The following is a 24,126-nucleotide window of genomic DNA, read 5'->3' as shown; positions in this document are numbered from 1 at the left end:
TACTGACCGGCGAAGTCCTGACCGAACTTGAAGCCACGGTTCGCGCCCTGGAGAAGCGTGTGGGGGAGTTGGAACGCAACGAGCACGGCCACTGCACCCAGTGCGGCAAACCCACCCCCACCGGGTGTATGACCCACTGTTCCCCTGACACCCCATGCCCGAAAGTGAGGGCAGCGTGACCCAACCCTGCGCCACAGGTTGCACTCGTCCCACTCAGACGATGCTGTGCACCACCTGCCTCACCGAGGTGGTGACCGACCTCCGGCAGATCGTCCACGGCGGCATCCTCCGAACCAGGGAGCATGCGCGGGGGAACGTGGACGACTACCGGCCTGGCCTGTACGAGGAACTCGTCACCACGCTGGCTCGCCAGCACCAGTTCGGCACCCCCATGAAGACCTCGGGAGGCTCCGATCAGCCGGTGATGTTCCACAAGGCTGCAAGTGAGGCGAAGTGGATGCTGGAGAACACCATCTCCACGTGGGCCAGGGACTTCGCCGAGACCTACACCCACCTGACCCTCACCGCCACGACCACGGTCGAAGCAGCAGGGTGGATGGCCGACTTCGCCGGACTCCTCGCCGACCATCCCGCAGCAGGGGAGTTGCACGACGAGATCACCTCCGCCGTGAGGACCGTCCGCAGGGTCATCGACCGACCGGCGGACAAGGTCTACCTCGGACAGTGCGGTTACGAGGTAGGCGGAGAGGTCTGCCCCGAAGACCTCTACTGCACTCCCGAGCAGACATGGGTGCATTGCCCCACCTGCGGATCGGACTGGGACACCCAGGCCCGCAGGAAGCGTCTCCTGGAGGTCGCGGAGGACCAACTCGACACCGCCACCAACATCTCCAGGGCACTATCTCGCCTCGCCCGTCCAGTGTCGGCAGCGGCGATCCGTGGCTACGCTCACCGAGGGAAGCTCACGCCCCATCCACCGCGGCACGACGACCCCCGGAAAGATCCGCTGTACCGCATCGGGGATGTCCTCGACCTGCTCCACGACACCCAGAAAGAGGCCAGTTGATGGAAGCTCACATCGACCCCGAGGTTGAGAAGCGCCAGAAGCTGATCAACTACCTCGAGAACATCCTCGATGAGGTTCGCGACGAGTCCCGCCCGATCGAGAACTTCGTCCTCACTGTCGATCGCCCATCGGAGGAGGTGTCCAACCCGGAAGGCATGTGGGTAGAGCGCCGACCTACTGGCGGTTCGTCGTACAACCTCGATCTGACGATCGGCCGACCTCGGAGCATCTGACACGCCGTAGATCACCCCGTCTTGCCTGCGACCAGCGCGAACGCGTAGATTGGTCACAGTGGGTGTCGTGTCCGAGTAGGACACCACCCGAAACCCCCGTAGACCAGCAGGTCACGGGGGTTTTCTCCTGCAGGGAGGCGATCGTGAATGCCCCACACCGCTGGCTGCTGTGGCTCGCAGCGACCCTGACGTCCTTCCTGGCCCTCGAGCTCCCCGCCCTCCGTGACCGCGCCCCCGACAAGCCCTCCGGCACCCTGTCCACCGTGTTCAGGGCGTGGCTGGGTGTCGACCCGCTGCACTGGCGCCGCTTCCTGCTGGTGCCCGCGTTCCTCGGGTGGTGCGGCTGGCTGGCCTGGCACATGGCGAAGGGATGGTGGAGACGGTGACGTGCCGAGACACGAAACAGATCCGCATCAACATCACCCGGGCCCGTATCGACCTCGCCCTCGAAGCTGGCGACAGGCGCAAGTTCGTGCAGCTGGCCATGCTGCTCCGGGACCTCAAACGCCAAAGCCAAGATCAAACTACCGCCGAACCCGCAGGTCGCACCCATACCAACCAGTAACTACTGCTCGACCCCCGACGCATCCAAGCAGATCTGCGCGAACGAATCCGCCGCCAACTGCCACGCACCCGGCGTCAAGTCAGCAGCGTTACCCAACGCCTTCCCAGCCTCAGCCAACCCCGTGGTCTGCGACTTAGGCGCCCACTCGTTCACCGTGTTCGCCAACTCCACCCGAGCCTGTCCCGTCTGCGCCGACTCATAGCCCGTCCCGAAGTCCTCACACGCGAACCGCCCCGCCTGGTCCAGCTTCGACGGGTCCACCGGTTCCTCCTCGGGAACCGAACAGCCAACCAGCACCAGGGCAGCACACATCACACCGACGAATGTCCTCATGGCCCACCCCATCGCCAAGGACACCCCCAGCGCTACACCGTGGGGAGGACTACCCATGGCGGGTCACACGATTGGCCGAACGACCAGACGGTTCAAGCGCCTCGCCGCCGACCTCCGCACACAGCGACGACCATGCTGCCGATGCGGACAGAAGATCGACTACGAGCTACGACACCCCGACCCCGGCTCGTTCACCGTCGAGCACATCAAGCCCTGGTCCACACACCCCGAACTCCGTGAAGATCCCAGCAACCTCGACGCCGCACACCTCGGATGCAACAGCAGCAAGGGCAACGGCGACGGCAAGCCCACCCTCGGCTCCACCTCCCGGCGGTGGTGATGCCCCGCAACGTAGTCCTGATCTGCGGACCCCCCGGGGCAGGCAAGACCACCCACGCCCACTCCCTCGACCTCCCCGTCTACGACATCGACGATCCCCAGTGGAACAACAACGAGCGCTACTTCCGCACGGCACTGCAACGCCTCGGCCACGCACCAGGTGCACGGGCAGTCGTCATCCGCTCCGGCGCCACCCGCTCGGCTCGAGCCAAGGCGGCCGAACTCATCGACGCCACTCACGTCCAGGTGATTGACACCGACCCGAAGCTGTGCATCGAGCGCGTCATCAGTCGAGCAAGACCACGCCCGCCGCTCCACGTCCAGATAGCAGCGGTCACGAGTTGGTGGGACAAGTACGAACCAGACATCGGGATCACCTCCCGACGGTGGTGAACAAGACCCACCCCAATATCACCCACCGTCACTGACTACAGAGAGTGGGGGAGGGGGTCGGCGAGCTCAGCCGCCGCAGGGGGCCAAACGCCGGGGGACTGGGCCATCTACCGGAGAGGACCCCACCCCATCGCGCGCATGCACGCGCGCGACGGAAGCAGGGGAGGAGGTGGGGATTCCATGGCTGACATTCGAGGCGCGTTCGAGAAGTCGGTAGCCGCGAACAGCGAACTCGTCGAAGACCTCGACGCTGCGCTGGTCGAGTCGGGACGAACCATCGCCGAGCGTGTCGACGCCGCCATGAAGAGCGGCGAGGGTCAGGAGGTCACCAAGGCCCTGTACCTCGTGCCGCATCTGATGAACGTTCTTCGCGAGATGTACGCGACGCCGAAGTCGCGGCATGAAGCTGGCCTTGGCAAGGAGGGGGCACGTGGCAAACTCGCAGAAGTCCGCGACCTCCGAAAGCGGCCGGCGCCATCGAAGAAGCACGGCGAGACGGCCTGACAGGCGGGGCAGCGAAACTCCTCGGATCTTTACGCCACCACTTAGGCCGCTGACACGCTCGACCACTCTGGGGTACGAGTGCATCGATTTTGCGGAGGACTCGCTCCGCTTGGAATTGATGCCCTGGCAGAAGTGGTTCCTGCTCCACGCGCTCGAACTTCATCCCACAGAGGTGGACGAGCAGGGCGATCCAGTGTTCCGTTTCCGTAAGGTGATCCTGCTGGTCGGACGCCAGAACGGAAAGTCCACCGTCATGCAGGCGCTCACGTTGTGGCGCATGTACGTCGACCGGTGTTCGTTGGTTATCGGGACTGCGCAAGACCTGGAGATAGCCGAGTCCCTGTGGGCCGAGTCGGTGGAGATGGCCGAGGAGACCGAAGAGTTGTCGGTCGAGATCGCCAAGGTTGAGAAGGGGGCGGGGCGGAAGAAGTTCCGCCTGCGAACCGGCGAGGAGTACAAGGTAAAGGCCGCGACCCGCCGCGGAGGCCGCGGACTCTCGGGGGAGCTGGTGCTCCTCGACGAGCTGCGCGAGCATCAGTCGTGGGACGCATGGGGCGCGGTCACGAAGACGACCAACGCCAAGTCGCGTGCCCAGGTGTACGGGATCTCGAATGCTGGCGACGCGACGAGCATTGTGCTCCGGTACCTGCGCAAGATGGCCCACGCCGACCTTGGTGACCCTGATGGGCTCAATACTGACGAGGCGCCGGAAGACTTACTCGACGATGGCGAAGAGGTCGACGATTCCGCGCTGGCCATCTTCGAGTGGTCAGCGGCACCCGGTGCCAGTATTAGTGACCGGGATTCATGGGCGCAGGCGAACCCCGCGCTCGGGTGGCGGATCCGGGAAAGCACGCTCGCCAGTGATGCACGCACCGACCCGGAGTGGATTTTCCGCACCGAGGTGCTGTGCCAATGGTCCGACGGATCGTTGGAGGGCCCTTTCCCGCCAGGCTCATGGGAGGCGACGACCGAGGCGGACTCTGCGGCTGCAGAGGACTCGGATCTGACGATTTGTGTGACAACCTCCTGGGACAGGTCCACGACGTACATCGGTGTGGCGGGGTGGCGGCCCGATGGGCTGCCGCACGTCGAGGTGATCGCGCAACGCACCGGCTCGGAGTGGGTGGTTCCCTGGCTGACCGACACCGGCCGCGACGAGGCGATCAAGACCGCGCCAGTCGTGGTTCAGTCGAACAACGCGCCAGAGTCGGGCCTGATCGAACCGCTACGTAGGGCCGGGGTCGAGGTCGTCGAATGGAAAGGCCCCGACCTGGGGATATCGTGCGGCGATCTCTACGACCGTGTGCGCGCCGCGGTGGAGGACGGCGAACCGGACGAGCAAGAAGAGCCTGCTCGCGAGATTCGCGTATACCACCGCCCCCAGCCAGTCCTAGACCTCGCAGCCGCGACGGCTGTGACGAAACCGCTGGGCGATGCGTGGGTGTGGGACCTGGCCCGTTCGCCGAACGACGCCGCGCCGCTGAAGGCAGTGACCGGCGCGCTGTGGGCGCTGCTGACACACGAGGCAGAGGAACTGCCCGATGCCGACATCTTCTGAGGGAGGACACCGCCGATGACGCGAGCCCGTATCGCTGTGACGTGCCTGGGGGTCGGCGTGTGCGCCGCCCCGACGGGCGCGTACCTGCAGTGGGGTCTCGGCCCGGCGCTGCTGCTGGTGGGCTTCCTGCTCGTGCTGATCTCGATCGTCCTCGGCTGGGGCGCCTGACATGGGTTGGCTGACAGGCAAGACCGAAGCCAAGACGTCCGGTGCGAGCGCGCCCGAAGTCAAGAGCGTCGGCGGTGGCGCCTTCCTGTCGTCGATCCTGGGCGGCGGGTCTGGCGACGAAGCGCTCTACCCCGAGCCGGGTTTCGAGTCGCACGCGAACGTCGGCTTCCGGCGCAATGAACTGGTCTACAGCTGCATCATGGAAAAGGCGACGTCGTTCCCGGAAGCTCCGCTGCGTGTGTATGGCGGCGACGGTATCGGCGAGCCGCGAGAGAACCACCCGTTGCGTGTATTGATTTCGAATCCAAACGCAGCATTGTCCGAGTTTGAATTGATGGAATTAACTTCGATTCATTTAGATTTAGCGGGCAATGCTTTTTGGGAAATCGTTCTTAATAGGGCGGGCGTTCCGGTTGAGCTGTGGCCGCTGCGGCCGGACCGTGTGCGCATCAAGCCGCAGCGCAACGGGCAGCACGAGTACAGCTACGTGCTCGACTACTCCCGCGAGGTCCCGCTGGGCACGGACGTCGTGCACTTCAAGTTGCCCAACCCGCTGGACCCCTACCTCGGTCAGCCCGCACTACGGCCCGCGCTGCGGGCGGTCGCGCTGGACAACGAGGCGACCGACTTCGTCAAGGCGCTCCTGCAGAACCGCGCCGTGCCTGGTGTGGTGATCGAGACCGAGCAGAAGATCGACCAGGCGCTGACCGAGCGGCTCGAGGCGAAGTGGTTCCAGAAGTTCGGGGGCAATCGGCGCGGCGCTCCAGCGTTCCTGCAGAAGGGCATGAAGCCGCACGTCCTGGGGCTCAACCTCAAGGACCTCGAGTTTCCCGATCTGCGGACCATCAGCGAGACGCGGATCTGCATGGCGCTCGGCGTACCCCCGATCCTAGTCGGGGCCAAGGCAGGACTGGACCGCAGCACGTTCGCGAACTACGGGGAGGCGCGCAGCGCGTTCTGGGAAGAGACGCTGATGCCGCTGCAGCAGCGGATGCAGCAGACCATCGCGAAGAAGCTGATGCCGTACTTCGAGACCGGTCCGCGGCCGCGGCGCAAGGTTGTGCGGTTCGACAACAGCCTGGTCCGTGCTCTGCGTGAGTCGGAGGGCAAGCGCTGGGAGCTCGCGACCCAGGCACTGCGCGCCGGCGGTATCACCATCAACCAGTTCGCCCGCCAGGTCGGCCTGCCCACGAACCCCGATGCCGATGTGTACCTCCGGCCCGCGGGTGTCATCCCGACCGACGCCGCTGGACGCCCGCTGTTCGAGCAGCTGCCCGGCACCTCACCCGTTGACGAGCCGGACGAGCCGCTGACGGATGACCAGAAGCGCATCGCTGAGGCCCTTCATTGGATGAGCAAGGGCGACCCGCCGAAGTACGCGAGCCAGAAGCGTCTGAGTGCCTCCGAGGTGAAGAAGCAGGTCACCGACGCCGAGCGGGAGCGGTTCACAAAGGCCATCGCGAAGTACGTCGGTGACCTGCAGGAAGCCATCATGGTCGACCTGGCTAAGGCCAACGCCAAGGCGATGGCGGTCAAGGCCTGGGACGTGCGCCGGTGGAACACGGCCCTGACCGCGGTGCTGCTGGCGCATACGACCGTGTTCGCCAGGGCGTCGGCGCGTGAGGTGGATCCAGACGAGGACGTCTCGATCATGGACGGTTGGCTGGAGTCAGTCGCCGCGAGTACCGCGGCCGCGTGGAACGCCGCGACGCAGGACGACGTCGCGAAAGCGGCCAAGGAAGCCGAGTGGGAAGACGCTGTGGCCCACGTGTTCGAGATCGCCGCGACCTCCCGGGCCGCAGAGCTCGCCACCTCACTGGCCACCCAATCCTCCGGGTTCGGGGCGGTCGACACCGCGAAGCGCGCGGGGCTCGGTACCAAGACCTGGGTCACCAGCTCCGGAGACCCTCGGTCGGCTCATGCCCGCCTGAACGGCGAGACGGTCTCGGTGAAGGAGAAGTTCAGCAACGGCGCCCGCTGGCCGGGGGATTCCAGCCTGCCGGACGACGAACGCATCAACTGCAAATGCAGCGTGATCTTCGAGGAAGGGAATTGACCATGGGACTCGAAAGGCTTGTCGTCCCGATCGAGTGGAAGGCAGCCGACGACGACCAGACCCTCGAGGGTTTCGCGTCAACGTTCGGCAACGTCGATCTGCAGGGCGACATCGTAGTAAAAGGCGCGTTCAAGAAGACGATCGCGAACATCAAGGCCAACGGCATCCCGCTGCTCGCCGACCACATTCCCAGCACCGCGCACGTCCTCGGCACGATCTTCGACGCCGAGGAGCGCGACAAGGGCCTGTGGATCAAGGCGAAGCTGTCCAAGGCGCCGTCCGCGCAGGACACCCGCACGAAGCTGATCGAAGGTCATCTCAAGAAGATGTCCATCGGCTACGAGACGATGGACCACGCGTTCGAGGACACCAAGGACGGCCAGCGGGTACGTCTGCTGAAGGAGCTGAAGCTCTGGGAGACCTCCGTCGTGGTGATGCCGGCGAATCCAGCCGCGACGATCAGCCGGGTCAAGTCGGTGGTCGCCGAGCTCGGTGACGATGACCGCAAGGCGCTCATCCACGAGATCGCCTCCCCCCAGGACATCGAAACGGCAGACCCCACCTACCGCAGCGAGGTGGAATCTAAAGCCACGGTCAACGAGATCCGTCAGCAGCTGGCCACAGCCCTGCGCAACGACGTCTCGATGAACAAGGACCGCTGGCGCTGGATCCGTGACTTCGACGCCAGCCACGTCTGGTTCGAGGACGAGAGCCCCGCCGAGTCGGCCATCTTCGAGCAGACCTACTCCGTGTCCGCCAGCGGCGGGGTCACCCTCACCGGCGAGCCCGTCAAGGTGCGCGCGGTGACCACATACATCCCGGTCGACGAGACCGGGGCGAAGAACGCCCCTGCCGACGAGGCAGAGGCCAAGGCAGCCCCGACTGCACCCGTAGCTGACGAAGCTGCGCCGCCGCCCGACGAGGGCGCTTCGGGATGGGACCGCTGGTCCAGCGAGGCACTACTCGCCGACCGCGATCCCCAGGCGATCGCTGACTCCGCCCACGTTGCGGGCCTGGCCAAGCGTCTCGAGCTGTTCGAGGACTTCCTCAAGCAGGCCGACGCTCCCCGGCCCGTCGCCACGCGCGCGGAACTCAGTGAACGCCTCGCGTCGCTCGAATCCTCGAGCGACGTCGAGTCAGTGCCATCCCGATAAGGAGAAACACAGTCATGGCACATCCTCTGTTGGACAAGGCGGCGCGGCACACAGCCCAGGCTCGTGCGATCAACGACGAGTTCGAGGGCAAGGCGATGCCCGCCGAAGCCGCACACCAGATGGACGGTCACCTCGGCAAGGCGGCCGAGTACCGCAAGCAGTGGAACCGTGAGCAGGCGCTCACCGACAACGAGTCGTTCCTGGACGAGCCGGTCTACAAGCACGACATGGGCGCCGGCGAGTTCAAGGGCTCGGTAGGCGGGACGAGCGCTGGCGAGTTCCTGCTCGACTCCGAGCGCAAGGAGCGCAAGGGGCAGGCGTTCTTCGACTACTGCCGGAAGGGCCTCGACGCCCTCACCATCGAGCAGAAGGCGGACCTCGTCGAGAACGCCACCGGTGAGAACCTGGTGCCGGTCGACTTCTCGGGGACCATCCTCAAGGAACTGCCGCGCGAAGGCGTACTCCGGAACCTGGCTTTCATCCGGCCGACCACGAAGAACCGTGTCGACATCGGCAACGTGGTCATCAACTCCGCCGGATGGGGCAAGTTGGAGACCGGCACCGTTGCGACCGACGGTCTGGCCGCGACTCCGGCCGACAAGGACCAGATCGTCGTCCACGACCTGAACGCTCTGGTGAAGTTGGGGCGGGACGAACTCGAGGACAGCGACGAGAACCTTGCCGAGATCATCCGGTCCGCCCTCGCACTGAAGTTCGGCGAGATGGAGGACGACGCGTTCGCCGCCGGTTCCGGTACTGGCCAGCCGTTCGGCATCGCTGTCAACGCCGACGTGACCCAGGGAGTCACCGCGGCGAGCGGTCAGACCGTGGTCGGCGACGAACTGAAGAAGGTGCCCTTCACGGTGCCCGCCCAGTTCCGTAAGTCCTCGTCTGCCGTGTGGATGGGCCACACCTCCGCCGAGCAGGCCATCGCACTGCTCAAGAACACCGAGGGCAACTACCTGCTGCAGGAGAAGGCCGCCCTCGGCGAGCCCCCGACCCTGTTCGGGTACCGCTGGTACACGGTCGACGGCCTCCCCGCCATTACCACCACTGCGGACGCCGGTGCTGGCACCGACAAGTCGGTGATGTTCGGCGACATGAAGTCGGGTTACATGATCGCCGACCGCCGCCGTCTCACTGTCCAGCGACTCGAGGAGCGCTACGCCGACGAGGGCAAGATCGGCCTGCTGTTCACCCACCGGGTGGGTGGCGACGTGATCCGGCCCAAGGCCCTGGCCTGGTACAAGCTCTGATGGTCGCCGTCACCGCCAGGACCGAGTTCGCCACATACGTCGACGGCGATTGTGTTTCGGTCACGAGCGGACAGACGTTCGACGTATCGCAGGACAAGGCAGACTCCTTGGTCGCGGGTGGGTTGGCGGAACTCGCCGCCCCGCCAGTGACGACGGCCCCGCCGGTGACGACGACTGAGACCAAGCCTGCCGGGGATTCGCCGGAGGCCAAGGTCGTTCAGGTTCCCGAGGTCAAGACCCAGGACCCCGAGAGCACTGACGCTCCGGTCGTCACGTCGGCCGAGGAGAAACCGACCGCGCGCAAGGGCAAGCCGACGCAGCGGCGCACGCGGCGCTAGTTGTTCTCACGGTTTCGGACAGGGGCCGGGTGCCGCCCCTCGGCCCCTGTCTGGACCACCTCACCTCTCGGAGGAACGACCCATGCCTGAACCCAAGTTCTGGGACGAGGACACCCACTCGCCCACCCACGGCCCCGGAATCGCGGACGTGGCACTGACGACGCCCTCAGCTAACGAGATCGAACTGAGGGACGCGCTGAACAGTGCCCTCGCCGCTCTCCGCAGCGCGGGCATCATCGCGCAGGACTGATCCCCATGCCACGACCCATTCACGTCGCCAGCGCTGCGACAGACGATCAAGCGCTCACAGGTGCGGCCACATTGGTCGGGCTGACCGTGCGCGAGTCCGCGGGCACTGCGGCTGTGGCTTCTGTCGTCCTGCGCGACGGTACAGCCGCGACGGACCCAGTGATCGCGGTGGTCGAGCTCGCCGCCAACGAGTCGAAGGTGATCACCCTGCCTGCAGTGGCCATCACTACCGGGGTCTTTGTCGACCGCGAGGCGGGTTCGTCCGAACTGGTCCTCTACGTCCTGTGACAACTGATCGGGGAGGGGCCGTTCCATGACCAACACGCTCGTAACCCCGGCCGAACTGAACGATTTCCCTGGGGCCCCGTTCACCGATTCCATTGTGGATGCGGCCGTCGCCGCTTTGCGACGCGATGCCGGGTGGCACATCGCGCCCGTAGTGACCGAGACCCGGGTCATCAACGCCAACGGCGGGGTATTCCTGCTGCTGCCGACACGGCACCTGGTTGACGTCACTGCAGTACGCGACACATCGGGCGAAAGCCCCGTGGACGTCACCGGCTGGCGCAAGTCGCAATCAGGCGTGCTCTACCGCGAGTACGGCTGGCCTGGCGGCTTCGAGACCATCGAGGCCGACATGGTGCACGGGTACGCCGAGACACCCCCAGAACTGCTGCCCCTGATCGCGCTGTACAGCCAGCTACAGCAGGTGAACGCGACCGTTACCCAGGAGGCCCTGGGCTCGTGGTCGCGAACCCTGCGGTCGCAGGCTCCGTCAGCTGAGGCCGGCTTCCCTCTGGACACGCTCGACGACTTCACAATCCGGGTCGGCTTCTGATGCTGCCTAGCTACTTCCGTACCCACACGATCACGGTGGAGCCGTACGAGGGCGGTGGCGCCTACGGGCCGATCTTCGGCACCGGGGTGGCAGTGGAGTGCCGGGTTGAGGACAAGGTGCAGCTGGTCCGATCCAGTGCCGGCGAGGAAGTTGTGTCCTCGGCGACTGCGTACTGCGATACCAGCGTGCTGGCTCCCCCCGGGTCACGAGTCACGGTCAAGGGCAGGACGACGACGGTGCTGGCGATTACGGACCCTTCTACCGGTGGCCGGTCCCCACTCGATCACCTGGAGGTGTTTCTCAAGTGAAGAGCAGCAACACACCTCGTGGCGGCTACGCCGGTTCAAGCCGCCCGGTCACCGCCGAAGATCTCCCCCTAGTGCCGAGCGGGCCCGCGCAAGGCGCTAAGCCAACGCTCGCCCCGGCTGTTAGTCCCTGCCCCACCTGCGGGCGATGCCGAAAGTGCGGCCGATGAGTTTCAAGTGGCACGGCGCGAAGGTGAAGGCAGCGTTCAGTAAGGGGACCGCGGACGGCATCGAAGCGGCCGGCAAGGCTGTGTACAACGAGTCCCAAAAGCGCGTTCCGGAGGACACCGCGAGGCTGCGGCAGTCCGGTGAGCTCGAGGTCGACAAGGCCAACCTGCGTGCCGTCATCAGCTACGGCAAGAACCTCCCTGACGCTCGTGCGGCGATCGCCCACGAGAAGCTCGAGATCCGCCACCCCGACGGGACGGCGAAGTACCTCGAGAACCCCATGCGCGAGTTGGCCGACGAGATCGGTGGGCTCATCGCGACCAACATCAAGAAGAACCTCCAGTAGAGGAGCAAACGTCATGGCAGCACTCACCGCGCAGGTGATTGACACCGCGGGCACTGCGGTCACCTTCGCCTCCGCCGACGTCGCCGGTGACACGTTCAAGGCGTCCAACGACCGCGCGAAGCTAAAGGTCGACAACGCCAGCGCAGGCTCAATCACCGTCACGATTCCCGTGCACCGCAGTGTCGTCGGACTCGATGTTCCCGATCGCGTCGTGGCGGTTGCTGCGGGCGCGTTCACGGAGATCCCGCTGCTGAAGTCGCTGTATGCCGATCCCGCTGATGGGAACATCGACATCACGTACTCGGCGGTCGCGTCAGTCACCGTAGCCATCACCACCGACTGATCATCATGGGCTTCACCACCAACCTGCTGACCGGGATCGCCGAGCACCTCGACGCGGCAGGTGCGGGAGTGTGGAGGCCCACCGGCGCCTACCTTGACGCTGAGATCGGCATCGTCCTTGGCGTTCCGTCGCAGCAGCCGCCGTCACTGATCGCGCTGGCGGCGTACAACAACTCGGACGATCCGTCTCTATCGGACTCCTCCGTGACGATGCAGGTTCGGACACGGGGTCCGGACGCCGACCCGCGCAAGGCCGACGACCTGGCTGACGCTGTGTTCGACGCGCTGCAAGGCCTACGTGCCACGGCGAATGGGATTCGCGTCGTCTACAGCAGACGAATCTCGACGTTCCCTCTCGGCATCGACGACAACGGTCGTCATGAACGCACGGACAACTACGACCTGACGGTCCATCGGCCGTCGACTCACCGCGAGTAAGGAGATCAGTCATGCCCGCAACCACCAAGGTCCCGCTCGGTGCGTCGACGACCACGAGGAAGTGGTACCTCGACGTCAACACCGGCACCGACGCCACGCCCACCTGGGTCGGGGTTCACGGCATCACGGAGTTCAAGCCCGCGATGGATCCGACACTGCAGGACGACTCCGACTACGACTCCGAGGGCTACAAGTCCCAGACGAAGACCGCCGAGGAATGGGCGGTGGAAGCCAAGGTGGTTCGGAAAGTCACCGCCGCCGACGCCACTGCCTACGATCCCGGCCAGGAGTTCCTGCGGACCAAGTCGGTGGGCAAGTTCGGCGTCGCGAACTCCGCGCAGATCCGCTACTACGAGATGGAGCCCGGCGGGCCCAGGGTCGAGGCGTACAAGGGCAACGCCGCGGTCACCTGGTCCCCGGAGGGTGGCGCCATGGACGAACTGGACATGGTGTCGGTGACCCTCACTGGCCAGGGCAAGCTCGAGCCGATCACCCACCCGGACACCGTCTGACATGGCGTTCAAGGACCTCGGCGACTGGTACGAGATCGGCGGCCTGAAGCTGCCGATCAGAGGCAAGACGTACTCACTGCCGCCCATCTCCGCCGAGCTCGGGCCACGACTGCAGGCGGTGGTCGCGTTCGGCGTCGACGTCAGCCAGGGGCGCAAGGGCGAACTGTCCGACAAGGACAAGGTCGTCCTCGACGACATGGAGGAGTTGGACCTATTCAAGGACATCCTCCACCCCTGCAACGAAGATGACGCCGAGTGCGACCCCCTGCCTGAGGGCCGGTGCTCGCGGGACGTGTACCAGGAGATGACCGACGACGGCGTCCCCTGGAACGCGCTCAAGCTGGCCGCGATGACATCGATGTTCGACGCGGTCTTCGACCGGCAGACTGCCGAGAAGTACTGGGAGTCGCTGGGAAAAGCACCGGCGCCGAACCGGGCGGGGCGTCGATCCAAAGCTACGGAACCGGCGAGCAAAACGAAGAAGGCCTCAGCCGCTGGTACGACCTCCCGAAAGGCTACGGCCAGAAAGGGCACGGGTGGGCGGAAGTCCTCGAAAAGTGGGACTTGATCCAGCTTGACCTGCACCAGATCTACCGGATCGACCTGGACGACCGGGCGCTGCTGAGGTCCCGGCGGTGGAGCTGGCTACGTCTCCGCATTCAAGGCCTCATGACTGAGCCGGAGTCCCGGCTGTGTCGGGCCCTCAATCCTGAGAAAACGGAAGGGGGCCGGAGTCGTGGCACTCACGGTAGGTGAGATCGAAGGAGTCATCGGTGTCGACGACTCCAAAGTCGACTCAGGCCTGAACCGGGCAGAGGGGAAGTTCAAGCGGTTCGCAAAGACAGCGGCGGTGATCGGCGCCGCTGCCGGCGCAGCGCTCGGGATCGCCCTCGCCGGCGCGATGGACATCGAGGCGGGCAACGACAAGTTGGCAGCACAGCTTGGGCTGACGGTGGCGGAGTCCGAACGGATCGGTGCTGTCGCTGGTTCGCTGTACGCCAACGCCTACGGCGGCAGCATGGAGGAAGTCAACACCGCAGTCGGCGCGGTGATCTCCTCCATCAAGGGCATGCGTAGCGCCACCTCCAGTGATGTCGAGGCGATGACGGCGAAGGTGCTGGATTTCGCCACGGCCTTCGAGGTCGACGTGGCGCGGGCGTCGCAGGTCGCCGGGCAGATGATCACGTCCGGGATCGCCAAAGACGGCGTGCACGCGATGGACCTGTTGTTCGCGTCGATGCAGAAGGTGCCGACCGCGGTGCGGGAGGACCTGCTCGACGCGATCGACGAGTACGGCCCGTTCATGGAGGCCGTGGGCATCAAGGGCGAGCAGGCCATGGGGCTGCTGGTCAAGGCCTCCGAGAAGGGCATGTTCGGCATCGACAAAACCGGTGACGCGATCAAGGAGTTCGGGATCCGCGCCACCGACATGTCGAAGGCCTCGGCCGCCGGTTACGAGGCTCTCGGCATGTCCCAGGAGGAGATGACGGGCAAGCTACTCGCTGGTGGGGACACTGCGAAGACTGCGTTCAACACGATCATCACTGGCCTCCAGGGCATCAAGGACCCCACCGAGCAGAGCACGGCGGCGCTGGCTCTGTTCGGCACGCCGCTCGAAGACCTCAGCGTGTCCGAGATCCCGAAGTTCCTCGGGTCCCTCTCCTCAGCAGAGACCGCGCTCGGCGATGTCGCTGGCGCTTCGGAGCGCGCGGGGCAGACGCTCAACGACAACGCCACAACGAACCTCACGTCATTTGGCCGGCAGGCGAAGCAGGCGTTCGTCACGATCGTCGGCGGCATGGTGCTGCCGATCGTCACCAACGTCGCGAGGTTTCTGGCGACCATGTTCGGGCCCGCGCTGCAGGCGGTGGGCGCGGTCCTCACCGGCACGGTGATCCCTGCGGTTCAGCGGTTCGGGCAGTTCATCGCCGACAACCAAGTCCCCATCACGATCATCGGGGCCCTGATCGCCGCGGTGTTCATCCCGCACCTGATCGCGCTGGGCGTCCAGTCGACCATCGCCGCGGCTCGCAGTGTCGCCGCCTGGGTTGCGATGAAGGCCCAGGCTATCGCCGGGGCCGCGGCCCACTCGATCGCGATCCTGGGGATGATCGGCAAGTGGCTGCTGCTCGGCGCACAGGCTGTTTTGCACGCGGGCATCGTGGCCGGGGCGTGGCTGCTGTCGACCGGTGCTGCTGCGGCGACGGCTCTCGCCACGATGGTCGCGACCTCGGCCGCGTTCGTCGCGAAATGGGTGCTGATGGGCGCGCAGGCACTGATTCAGGCCGCCCGCATGGCCGCGGCCTGGCTCATCGCGATGGGCCCTGTGGGGTGGGTCATCGCCGCCGTGATCGGGCTCGTAGCGCTGATCGTCGCGAACTGGGACACCATCGTCCGTGTCACCACGGCAGCGTGGAACGCGGTGTGGAAATGGGTGTCCGACAGGGTCACGGCCATCGTGAATTGGGTGCGCAGCGGCATTCAAAAGGTGGTGGATTTCTTCGGCTGGCTGGGCTCCCTGCCGGGTAAGGTCGCCGCCTGGTTCGGTGAGGTCCGGGCCTCAGCGATCGCCAAACTGGGTGAGCTGGTCGCCTGGGTGCGTGGCCTGCCGGGCCGGATCCTCGAAGCGGTCGGCAACCTCGGCTCCCTGCTCTTCAACAAGGGCAAGGAGATCATCCAGGGGCTCATCGACGGCATCAAGAACATGATCGGCTCCGTCGGGTCGGCGATCTCCAGCGTCGCAGGAACCATCGCCGACTTCCTGCCCGGCTCGCCGGTGAAGAAGGGTCCGCTTCGGGTCCTCAACAACGGCTACGCGGGTGGGCAGATCTCGAAGATGCTCGCTGCCGGAATCGACATGGGCATACCCAATGTGGTGCGGGCGGCTCAGCGTGTCGCCGCCACCGTGAAATCCCCGATGCAGCGGGCTGCGGCCGAGATCCTCAAGCACGTCAAGGGCGGGGGGAAGTTGTTCGAGGACTTCTCGTTCTACGGCAACAGCCAGAACGTGCGGGGCTTGAACGACCAGATCTCGAATCGGTTCTCCTCCACTGGCCAGGACTTCACCCGGGGCAACGTGGAGAAGTTCCTGAAGGGGATCACCGTGGAACGCCTCGAGGTGAAGGCGTTCAGTGACCAGTTCAGGTTGTCGCAGGTACAGAACGAGCTCGCGATGAACGGGGTGGCGTGATGGCCCTGATCGAAGGCCAGGTGTCAGTACGCGACTTGGTGATGGGCCGCGGCACCCAGTACAAGGTGTTGGAGTTCAACCCGTGGGCCCGCACAGCCAGGGCGGATCAGGCCGGGGCGAGAGCGTGGAATCACGGCTCGTGGTCGGGTGTGGAGTGGGCGACTGAGGTCGCTGTTCCTCTGCGGGTACAGGTGCTGGGTACGGACGCGGCATCGTGGATGGCACTGCATCAGGATTTGTCTGCGGCGTTCCGGCCGGTCGGGGAGTCGACCCTGGACGTTGAGCTGCGGTGGATGCTCGGCGGCGTCGAGTACGTGATGTTCGGCCGACCGCGCATGGTCGAGCCGGAGGCGTCGATGCTCGGCACTGGCCTGGTGTACACCAAGGCCGCGTTCGTCGCGCTGGATCCGTTCATCTACGCCGGGGCCGAGACCGTGGTGACTGCCCTCGGGCTGCCGACGTTCACGGGTGGGTTGACGATCCCTCCGGCCGCGACTCTGAACACCAACGACGGTTTCGAGGTCGACACCGCCGGATGGTTCGCGAGTGGTGGAACCCTGGCCCGCTCGACCGCCCAGGCGATGGAAGGTGCCGCGTCGGGCCTGGCCACCCCGGATGGTGTCGCGGCGACCGGGGTGTACGGCATCTCGTCGGCCGATGCGCCAGCGGTCACCGAGGGCCGGTCCTACCGGTGGACGGCGTGGGTGTATTCGCCGAACGGCTGGTCGGCAATGCGTCCCGTCATTCGCTGGCTGGACGGCACCGGCACGCAGGTCACCCAGGTCGAAGGCGCCGATGTTGACGTTCCTGCCGGGGTGTGGACTCGACTGCGGTTGTCCGCTACCGCCCCGGCCGGTGCTGTGTCGGCCTCGGGGAGGGTGTGGCAGCGGCTCACCCCGACCGCGGCTGATGTGTTCTACATCGACGGCGCACGGTTCGTCGATGACGCGGCGGCCGGATTGACGGTTCCGTTCACTGTGGACGGTGTGGCGGCTGACGGTTTCGTCGTCATCACCAACTCCGGTAAAGCCGAGACCGGGCTGTTCCTACGGATCGACGGCCCGGTGCCATCCCCATCCGTGACGTTGGTGCGCGCGGACGGATCGTTCCAGCGGCTGACGTTCGACCTCGAACTGACCACGGGCCAGTGGCTCGATGTGGACACCGCGAACCGGGTCGTGCTGCTCAACGGCACCACATCGCGCCGGGGCCAGACCTCCGGCGACTGGCCGATTCTTCCGCCCGGGACGCACACCCTGCAGTGGTCCAGCCCCAACTACAACGACGTCGCCACGTTGAGCGGAAGTTTCCGCTCGGCGTGGCATTAGGAGGCAACGCATGGTTGACGTGGACCCGACCTGGATCAACGCCTCCGGAGGAGTACCGGCCTACGCCGCGAGCGAGCTGCGGCGCACCGAGGCCGTGCTCATGTTCGGTGGTGTGGCGGACCGTCTCGGCGCGCGGCAGGGCGTCCGGCCGGGTGCGGATGCGGTATCTCTGGCGGGCACGACGGTGACGGTGCACAACGTTCCGGCTGTGGTGTATCCGGCGGTCACATCGATCTCGGGTGCGTATCGGGTGGCGCTGCTGGAAACCAACCACGAGCTGAACCCCGCGGACGGGACGAACCCGCGCAAGGACATCGTCGTGTGCCAGGTGCAGGACCACGACGAGGATGCGTCCGGATTCCGCCGGGCGCGTAGCTTCGTCGTGGCAGGCACCCCTGGGGCGACCCCGGTCGAGCCCGAAGTGCCAGCCGGGTCGTTCCGGCTGGCGACGGTCACTGTGCCGCAGTCCGGTGGTGGAGGCGCGACGCTCGAGGTCAACACTCCGTTCGCGGTCGCGTCCGGCGGGGTGCTACCGGTGCGCACCGCGGGCGAGTTGCCCACGGACGGCCTGTACGAGGGCATGACGGCGTTCCAGCAGGATGGTGACAACCTGGTCATCTGGGACGGCGCGGCGTGGCAGCCCACCGCCTCCACCAAAGCACCCAACCAGCAGCGGTACACCGCGTCCACCACGTGGTCGAAGCCGCTCGGGTTGAAGTACGCGGTGGTGGAGGTGCAAGGCGGTGGCGGTGCTGGCGGCGGTGCGCAAGCCACAGGCGCGGGACAGTCCTCGGCAGGCGCGGGAGGACAAGGCGGGGCCTATGCCCGCACGACGTTCGCGGCGTCCGCGCTCGGCGCCAGCGAGCAGGTCACTGTGGGCGCCGGTGGCGGCGGGGTGTCCGGTGGCGGCGGCAACGCTGGCGGAACCTCCTCGTTCGGTGCGTCCGGGACGCTGGTGTCCGCGGCTGGCGGCGCCGGGGGTTCGGCGATCGCCACCTCCGCGTCCACGGGGTTCGGGCATGGCGCGGACTCCACGCAGGCGATCACCGGGCAGATCCAGATCCCCGGCGGTGGTGGTGGGCCCATGGGCCGTGGTGGCCTGCAGGGTTGTGTCGGTGGCATGGGCGGGCCGTCACAACTCGGCAAGGGCGGCGGCGGCAGGGGCGGCCCCAGCTCGACCGGGTTCGCCGGTAAGCAGTACGGCGGCGGTGGTGGTGGCGCGACCTGTGTGGAGAACTCCACCGCCCGGACCGGTGGTGCCGGCGGTGCTGGCATTGTGATCGTCACCGAGTACTTCTGATGGCCGCACCGGGCGCGAACGACCCCTCGAGTGTGTCGGGGCCGGTCGGGACACGGCTGATCATCCCGACGCATGTGTCGCCTGCAGGGGGGCAAACCACCCACCCGTCGGTGGTGCACATTCCCGGCGGGTGGAATGGGTTCGAGTACTGGATGGCGCACACCCCGTACCCGGGGGGGAACGACGATCACGAAGACCCCAACATCGTCTCCTCGGCGGACGGGGTCAGCTGGTTTGTGCCCGAAGGTCTGGTCAACCCGATCGACGACGCGGATGGGCAGCCGGAATACAACTCCGACGTCGATCTGCGTCTTCACCCCGACAACACGATGTACCTGTTCTGGCGGTTCTACGACGTCAACAGCACAGGCACAGAGGAGAAGCTCTACTACTCCACCAGCACCGACGGTGTCACCTGGGCCCCGAAGATCCAGTACTGGGTGTCCGACGCCGCCGCGCTGCGACTGCTGTCCCCATCCATGCTGTACGAGGACGGCCGCTGGATCATGTGGGCCGTCGACATCGTCCCCTCACCGAACCGTGTCGTGCGGCTCGAGGGCGGCGCGAACCCGGAAAGCGGCTGGACCGCACCCGCCACCGTCGACATGGGGCCGATGCAGACCGGCAAGGAGTCGTGGCACCTGTCGATCCACAAGGTCGAAGACTCCTACGTCGGGTTGCTCACCGACATCACCACCGACAGCGGGGGCCTCGACGGTGACAACCTGTTCATCGCCAGCCAAGACGGGCTGATCTTCACCAACTCCGGCACCACGGTCACCCCGCGGGTCCAGGTCGGGGAGCACGACAACCTCTACCGCGCCACGATGATCCTCGACACCGAAGGCGACGCCACCGGCTACCGGGTGTGGTACTCGGCGTGGCAGAACAACTCCCCGTCGATCTGGAACATCTTCAGGACGTTCCTCACTGCCGAGGTCGAGGCGGAGCCCGATCCGGATCCGGTGGAACCGGCGCGCCCCGATGTGGGTGTCGCGTCGGTGCGCCAGTCGGTGACGTGGCTGGGCTGCGACCTCGTTTCGGGACGCATCATCGCCGAGCTGCCCGAAATTCAGGGCTCGGTGTCGCGGGTTCTGGGTACGTACACCAGCCACGGGCTGAAGATGCCCATCCCCATCGCCGGGCCGGGATCGTTCTCCTGGCAGGGGCAGTCGCTGGCCCACATCTGGGAGCAGGCCACCGTCCCCGGGCAGACGATGATCGTGCCGGTCGTGAACGACGTACCCGCGGCGGCGTTCATCGTCCTCACCCGCAAGGGCGGCACCGGTGCGGAACTTCAGCTGGGCACCATCTCGCTCGAGGGCTACCTGGCCCGCCGCTACGTCGGCGACCACACCTGGGTAGGCCAGGACGAAGCGTCGGTGATCGCCGCCGGGCTGGTGGCCGACGCACAAACCGAGGGCATCGACCTGATCGTGGACGCCCCCGCCACCGGAACGCTGCGGGAGCGGGCCTACCAGCACACCGACGACGGCACCGTCTACCAACGCCTCACCGAACTGATGGACGTCCAGGGCGGGCCGGAGTGGACGATCGACGTCGACTGGAAGGACTCGACCCGGCGGGAGATCGCCAAGGTCTTCCGGATGCGTAAACGCATCGGCACCCCGTCCGCCAACCCGGACGCGGTGTTCACCACGGAGGGGTCCAGCCAGGCCACCTACGAGCACGCCGAGTCGTACGAAGACGGCAAGGGCGCCAACCACTTCCGCGCCACCGGTTCCGGCGAAGGCGAGGACCGGCCGGAGTCGTCGGAGATCGACGACATCCTGCCGGGGTGGCCGAGATGGGAACGGCGGTTCTCCCCGTCGTCGTCCATCAAGGACGTTGGTGTGCTAACGGACCACGCCGTCGCCAACCTCGGGCGCATGCGCGACGGCGCCAAGACGTGGGAGATCGCCGCCCGCTGGGACGCCTACCCCCGCCTCGGTCTCGACTGGCGGCTCGGCGACGACATCGGCTACGAGCTGACCGGGCACCGCCACCCGTTCGGCGTGACCGGAACCGCCCGCGCTATCGGCTGGGAGCTCGACATGCAGGCCGGAATTGTGAAGCCGATCCTGCTGGAGGTGGACTGATGGCACTGGGTGATGCCGCGTTCAGCAACGGCGACATCATGCGCCGGCTGCGGGAACTCGAAGCCACGGTTCGTGAGCTGCGGGGCGCCCGGCGTCTGGAGTCGTCCACGATCGGCGCGGGCGGTGTCCGCGTCAAGGGCGAGGGCGGCATCCGGCTGCAGAACGGCGGTGGCCTCACTGTCGAAGACGGTGGAGACATCGTCGTCGAGGGAGGCACGTTCCGCTCTATCGGACACGACCTCGCTGGTGTGAAGGTGGTCGGGAACGGCATCGACATCATCCCGCCGCCCACACCCACCGCCGTTGCCGGCGACGGGCGCCTGTTCGCGCAGAACATCGGTGAGTCGCTGTGGCTGGAGATCATCCCGCCGCGCGAACTCGGCACGACAGGTGACAACAGGATCATCCTCGGGGGACGAACTGAGGCCGATCCCGGGAACTTCTACGCGCGGTCCGCCGGGCCGGCCATGGTCGAGGCGGCCGGTGGTAGCGCGACGCTACAAGGCACGGGCGACGCGTTCGTGCGCAGCACCGGCGGTACTGCCTGGCTCGACGGTCAAGCAGGTGACGCCAATGTCCTCGCCAGCGGAGCCGTCTACGTCGACGGCAAGGGCGGGCAGGTAGTCGTCCATGCGGGCACGACCCTGTTCCTGAACGCCGATCAGCAGATCCAGCTGAACTCTGACGCGAACCAAGTCTTCATTACCCACGTATTGGACACAGCGCGAAGCGCGAACTGTTATATCGGTGAGACCGGGATCATCATTCGAACCTCGTCCTCACAGCGGTACAAGACCGATATTGAGGACGTGCAGGTAGATCCCCGCCAAGCGCTACGGCTGCGGCCACGCACCTGGAGGGACAAGGGCAAGGTCGAGGCCGATCCCGGCACCGACCAGTGGGGCGTTGGGTTCATTGCAGAAGAGGTCGACGGCATTGGGTTGGGAATCTTCGTCGACTACGACGAGGACGGTGTTCCCCAGTCCGTTGCCTACGACCGGTTATCCGTCGCTCTGCTGGAGATCGTCAAGGATCAAGATCGAAGGCTCAAGGATTTGGAGTTGCGAATGTCTGCACTCGACGATCGTTCAGCCGAACCGGAACCGGATGTTGAGACGACCGTGAAACCGAAACGAAAAGAAATGGGACGTACTGAGAATGTCGTACAGCCAACCGCAGGACATGGGGACTGGGCACCGTCAATACCGGGCGCGCATCGGAAAGGTCGGACTTGACGGCTTCGCCACGGAGATCGAATTCCGCCCCTTCACGCCGATGGGCGGAACCGCACCGGATGAGGCCACTTCGGATGCGGCCTTCCAAGCATTCGTTGACTTCGTGCACGGATCGACGGATTTCGAATTCCTCGACAACCCATCGGACATGTACCCGCCCCAAAAGTGGGAGACAGTCAAGCAGGAAGTCACCCCAACAGTCCCGTAGCGCCCCCCCGTACGCGCCTCGACGCCTTGGAGGCCACAGTGAACGCTGAAATCCTGCCGTGGCTCGGAGGAGTTGTCGCGGCCATCGCGATCCTCACCGCCGTGTCAAAGGTTGTGGCGAAGACAACCCGCGCGATCCGACGGGTGTGGCGGCCGTTCACCGATTTCCTGGAGGACTGGAGAGGCGAACCCGCCCGACCGGGTAGGGACAAGCAGCCCGGCGCGATGGAACGAATGCAGGCCATCGAGACCCGGGTCACCGCCAACACCGAACACCTCAGCGCCATGGATGACCGACTAGTTCGGGTGGAGGCCGAGTTCCGACCCAACGGCGGCTCGTCGTTGCGTGACTCCCTCAACCGAGTGGAGTCCTACGTCTCGCCGGAGGAGTCCTGACATGGCATGGTGCCCATTCGCGGTACACCGACCACTCTCGGAGAACCACACTCAAGGCGGCATCACGCCTCGCGCCGTCATCCTGCACACCGCATGGAGTGGTGCGTCATCGCTGTACGGGTTCTTCCAGAACAACTCGAACCTGGAGTCCCACTTCTACGTCGCGAACGACGGCACGATCGAGCAGTATATGGACACGGGGATCCGAGCGGACGCGAACAAGAACGCGAACGGGTTCGCGGTGTCGATCGAGACGCAGGATGACCGCGCGATCAAGTCGTGGAACTCGGCGCAACTGGATGCGCTGGTGCGTCTCGTCAAGTGGATCTGCGACACCCACGACATCCCGAAGCGCCGGATCGAGTCGGCGTACGGCAGTGGTATCGGCTGGCACGTGCAGTTCGGCGCACCCGGCCCGTGGACGCCCTCAGCGAAGACCTGTCCGGGCGGCCCGCGTATTGAGCAGGTCAAGAACCACATCATTCCCAGAGTTGCCGGAGGTGGCGGTGGCGCCGCACCAGGAGGAGATGACATGAGCGCAGCAGCAGAGCGCGACATCAACGCCGTTCACGCTGGGCTGTTCTACGGCTCGAGCGTGGGAGGAAAGGAATGGCCGTCGGTGCTGGCGATCCTCGCCGAGACCCAGCGGCGGGTCACCGTGAACACCAACCTGCTCGCCCGCAAGAACGGCATCGACGCCGGCGACGTCGCTGAGGCGCTCGCGCCGCAGCTGGCCGCCGTGCTGCTCCCTGACCTCGACGCTGTCATGCGCGAGGCCCTGGGCGCGGACAACGCGGGTCAAGCCGAAGCCATCATCACCGCCCTGTCGCAGCGACTGGCGGAGCAAACCACCGAGGAAGGACAGGAAGCATGAACTACTTCAAGGATCTCGCGGAGCGGGCGGTCGCGTCGTTCGCAGGCGGCGCACTGTCGGTCACTGGGCTGGACGCGGTCAACGTCCTGAACCTCGACTGGAAGGCCGCGCTCGGCGTGGGTGGTGGCGCCGCGCTGGTGTCGCTGCTGAAGGCCCTCGCCGCGCGCCGTGTCGGCGACCCGGAGAGTGCGTCGCTGGCCAAGTAGAACTGGGCCGCTGCCCCTACCTCGGCGGCCCACAGAGAAGCCCCCCGCTCCCGTCCTGATGGATGGTTGAGCGGGGGGCTTCCTTTGCGTGCGGGGGGTCAGGCGCTGCAGAGTCGGAACTCGCGCGGCTCCTCGAGCACGTCGCCGTCGTTTTCGATGTGGGCGG

The 24,126-nt window shown here is 66.0% G+C and carries 31 protein-coding genes; 30 read left to right on the top strand and 1 reads right to left on the bottom strand.

Going from position 1 to position 24,126, the window contains the following annotated elements; genetic code table 11:
• The first annotated feature begins 220 nt into the window (after nt 1-220).
• The 4 genes from D0C15_RS31350 (at nt 221) to D0C15_RS31335 (ending at nt 1,825) form a co-directional block, all read left to right on the top strand.
• Nucleotides 221-1,027 carry a hypothetical protein gene (locus tag D0C15_RS31350; RefSeq protein WP_116051697.1) on the top strand — a complete coding sequence of 269 codons (807 nt, stop codon included), beginning with the start codon at nt 221-223 and terminating at the stop codon, nt 1,025-1,027.
• On the top strand, nt 1,027-1,260 hold the full coding sequence (locus D0C15_RS31345) for a hypothetical protein (RefSeq protein ID WP_116051696.1): 234 nt from the start codon (nt 1,027-1,029) through the stop codon (nt 1,258-1,260). The genes D0C15_RS31350 and D0C15_RS31345 overlap by 1 nt, the downstream gene beginning before the upstream one ends.
• A 143-nt stretch (nt 1,261-1,403) precedes the next feature.
• Nucleotides 1,404-1,646 carry a hypothetical protein gene (locus tag D0C15_RS31340; RefSeq protein ID WP_116051695.1) on the top strand — a complete coding sequence of 81 codons (243 nt, stop codon included), beginning with the start codon at nt 1,404-1,406 and terminating at the stop codon, nt 1,644-1,646.
• Nucleotides 1,631-1,825 (top strand): hypothetical protein, encoded by a 195-nt coding sequence (locus D0C15_RS31335; RefSeq protein WP_162830328.1) that lies wholly within the window; start codon nt 1,631-1,633, stop codon nt 1,823-1,825. Before D0C15_RS31340 ends, D0C15_RS31335 begins: the two co-directional genes overlap by 16 nt.
• Here D0C15_RS31335 and D0C15_RS31330 read toward each other — a convergent pair whose 3' ends face one another.
• Nucleotides 1,826-2,158: a hypothetical protein gene (locus D0C15_RS31330; RefSeq protein ID WP_162830327.1), complete on the bottom strand. Its 333-nt coding sequence runs from the start codon at nt 2,156-2,158 to the stop codon at nt 1,826-1,828. It abuts the gene before it with no gap.
• Between the two features lie 55 nt (nt 2,159-2,213).
• Here D0C15_RS31330 and D0C15_RS31325 point away from each other — a divergent pair, with 55 nt between their 5' ends.
• From D0C15_RS31325 to D0C15_RS31205, 26 genes are all read left to right on the top strand, one after another.
• A complete protein-coding gene (locus tag D0C15_RS31325) occupies nt 2,214-2,498 on the top strand; it encodes an HNH endonuclease (protein WP_162830326.1) in 285 nt (94 codons plus the stop codon).
• A complete protein-coding gene (locus D0C15_RS31320; protein WP_162830325.1) occupies nt 2,498-2,890 on the top strand; it encodes a P-loop nucleotide/nucleoside kinase family protein in 393 nt (130 codons plus the stop codon). The genes D0C15_RS31325 and D0C15_RS31320 overlap by 1 nt, the downstream gene beginning before the upstream one ends.
• A gap of 180 nt (nt 2,891-3,070) precedes the next feature.
• Nucleotides 3,071-3,394 carry a terminase small subunit gene (locus D0C15_RS31315; RefSeq protein ID WP_116051690.1) on the top strand — a complete coding sequence of 108 codons (324 nt, stop codon included), beginning with the start codon at nt 3,071-3,073 and terminating at the stop codon, nt 3,392-3,394.
• Entirely contained in the window at nt 3,321-4,955 is a 1,635-nt protein-coding gene (locus D0C15_RS31310; protein ID WP_162830324.1) for a terminase, read from the top strand. Before D0C15_RS31315 ends, D0C15_RS31310 begins: the two co-directional genes overlap by 74 nt.
• A gap of 15 nt (nt 4,956-4,970) precedes the next feature.
• The gene (locus D0C15_RS34370; RefSeq protein ID WP_162830323.1) at nt 4,971-5,123 is read left to right on the top strand and encodes a hypothetical protein; all 153 of its coding nucleotides are present in this window, start codon (nt 4,971-4,973) and stop codon (nt 5,121-5,123) included.
• 1 nt (nt 5,124) lies between these two features.
• On the top strand, nt 5,125-7,179 hold the full coding sequence (locus D0C15_RS31305; RefSeq protein ID WP_116051688.1) for a phage portal protein: 2,055 nt from the start codon (nt 5,125-5,127) through the stop codon (nt 7,177-7,179).
• Between the two features lie 2 nt (nt 7,180-7,181).
• On the top strand, nt 7,182-8,333 hold the full coding sequence (locus tag D0C15_RS31300) for an HK97 family phage prohead protease (RefSeq protein WP_162830322.1): 1,152 nt from the start codon (nt 7,182-7,184) through the stop codon (nt 8,331-8,333).
• A gap of 14 nt (nt 8,334-8,347) precedes the next feature.
• Complete coding sequence (locus D0C15_RS31295; protein WP_116051686.1) at nt 8,348-9,589, top strand: phage major capsid protein; 1,242 nt, start codon at nt 8,348-8,350, stop codon at nt 9,587-9,589.
• On the top strand, nt 9,589-9,927 hold the full coding sequence (locus tag D0C15_RS31290) for a hypothetical protein (RefSeq protein WP_116051685.1): 339 nt from the start codon (nt 9,589-9,591) through the stop codon (nt 9,925-9,927). The genes D0C15_RS31295 and D0C15_RS31290 overlap by 1 nt, the downstream gene beginning before the upstream one ends.
• A gap of 82 nt (nt 9,928-10,009) precedes the next feature.
• Nucleotides 10,010-10,177, top strand: a complete 168-nt coding sequence (locus D0C15_RS34365) for a hypothetical protein (RefSeq protein WP_162830321.1) — start codon at nt 10,010-10,012, stop codon at nt 10,175-10,177.
• Between the two features lie 5 nt (nt 10,178-10,182).
• Nucleotides 10,183-10,464, top strand: coding sequence for a hypothetical protein (locus D0C15_RS31285; RefSeq protein ID WP_116051684.1), 282 nt, complete (start codon nt 10,183-10,185; stop codon nt 10,462-10,464).
• Between the two features lie 25 nt (nt 10,465-10,489).
• Nucleotides 10,490-11,014 (top strand): hypothetical protein, encoded by a 525-nt coding sequence (locus D0C15_RS31280; protein WP_116051683.1) that lies wholly within the window; start codon nt 10,490-10,492, stop codon nt 11,012-11,014.
• On the top strand, nt 11,014-11,322 hold the full coding sequence (locus D0C15_RS31275) for a hypothetical protein (protein WP_116051682.1): 309 nt from the start codon (nt 11,014-11,016) through the stop codon (nt 11,320-11,322). The genes D0C15_RS31280 and D0C15_RS31275 overlap by 1 nt, the downstream gene beginning before the upstream one ends.
• Nucleotides 11,323-11,485: 163 nt before the next feature.
• Nucleotides 11,486-11,833, top strand: a complete 348-nt coding sequence (locus D0C15_RS31270) for a hypothetical protein (protein ID WP_116051681.1) — start codon at nt 11,486-11,488, stop codon at nt 11,831-11,833.
• A 13-nt stretch (nt 11,834-11,846) separates the two neighbouring features.
• Nucleotides 11,847-12,176 carry a hypothetical protein gene (locus tag D0C15_RS31265; RefSeq protein WP_116051680.1) on the top strand — a complete coding sequence of 110 codons (330 nt, stop codon included), beginning with the start codon at nt 11,847-11,849 and terminating at the stop codon, nt 12,174-12,176.
• Nucleotides 12,177-12,181: 5 nt separating this feature from the next.
• Nucleotides 12,182-12,613 (top strand): minor capsid protein, encoded by a 432-nt coding sequence (locus D0C15_RS31260; RefSeq protein WP_116051679.1) that lies wholly within the window; start codon nt 12,182-12,184, stop codon nt 12,611-12,613.
• Nucleotides 12,614-12,624: 11 nt separating this feature from the next.
• Nucleotides 12,625-13,125, top strand: coding sequence for a phage tail tube protein (locus tag D0C15_RS31255; RefSeq protein WP_116051678.1), 501 nt, complete (start codon nt 12,625-12,627; stop codon nt 13,123-13,125).
• A gap of 1 nt (nt 13,126) precedes the next feature.
• Nucleotides 13,127-13,693 (top strand): DUF7426 family protein, encoded by a 567-nt coding sequence (locus D0C15_RS31250; protein ID WP_116051677.1) that lies wholly within the window; start codon nt 13,127-13,129, stop codon nt 13,691-13,693.
• Nucleotides 13,694-13,861: 168 nt separating this feature from the next.
• The gene (locus tag D0C15_RS31240; RefSeq protein ID WP_116051675.1) at nt 13,862-16,315 is read left to right on the top strand and encodes a phage tail tape measure protein; all 2,454 of its coding nucleotides are present in this window, start codon (nt 13,862-13,864) and stop codon (nt 16,313-16,315) included.
• A complete protein-coding gene (locus tag D0C15_RS31235; protein ID WP_116051674.1) occupies nt 16,315-17,643 on the top strand; it encodes a phage tail family protein in 1,329 nt (442 codons plus the stop codon). Before D0C15_RS31240 ends, D0C15_RS31235 begins: the two co-directional genes overlap by 1 nt.
• A 10-nt stretch (nt 17,644-17,653) precedes the next feature.
• On the top strand, nt 17,654-18,943 hold the full coding sequence (locus D0C15_RS31230; RefSeq protein ID WP_116051673.1) for a glycine-rich domain-containing protein: 1,290 nt from the start codon (nt 17,654-17,656) through the stop codon (nt 18,941-18,943).
• 110 nt (nt 18,944-19,053) lie between these two features.
• Nucleotides 19,054-21,042, top strand: a complete 1,989-nt coding sequence (locus D0C15_RS31225; protein ID WP_162830320.1) for a hypothetical protein — start codon at nt 19,054-19,056, stop codon at nt 21,040-21,042.
• The gene (locus D0C15_RS31220; RefSeq protein WP_116051671.1) at nt 21,042-22,277 is read left to right on the top strand and encodes a tail fiber domain-containing protein; all 1,236 of its coding nucleotides are present in this window, start codon (nt 21,042-21,044) and stop codon (nt 22,275-22,277) included. Before D0C15_RS31225 ends, D0C15_RS31220 begins: the two co-directional genes overlap by 1 nt.
• Before the next feature lie 246 nt (nt 22,278-22,523).
• Nucleotides 22,524-22,880, top strand: a complete 357-nt coding sequence (locus D0C15_RS34865) for a hypothetical protein (protein ID WP_211323398.1) — start codon at nt 22,524-22,526, stop codon at nt 22,878-22,880.
• 1 nt (nt 22,881) lies between these two features.
• On the top strand, nt 22,882-23,754 hold the full coding sequence (locus D0C15_RS31210) for a peptidoglycan recognition protein family protein (RefSeq protein WP_116051670.1): 873 nt from the start codon (nt 22,882-22,884) through the stop codon (nt 23,752-23,754).
• A complete protein-coding gene (locus tag D0C15_RS31205; protein WP_116051669.1) occupies nt 23,751-23,960 on the top strand; it encodes a holin in 210 nt (69 codons plus the stop codon). The genes D0C15_RS31210 and D0C15_RS31205 overlap by 4 nt, the downstream gene beginning before the upstream one ends.
• Nucleotides 23,961-24,126 lie beyond the last annotated feature (166 nt).

This window comes from Amycolatopsis palatopharyngis, from assembly GCF_003385185.1.
Classification (GTDB): Bacteria; Actinomycetota; Actinomycetes; order Mycobacteriales; family Pseudonocardiaceae; genus Amycolatopsis; species Amycolatopsis palatopharyngis.
The sequence above is the reverse complement of the archived record's forward strand: the minus strand, read 5'-3'. Positions and strand labels throughout refer to the sequence as shown.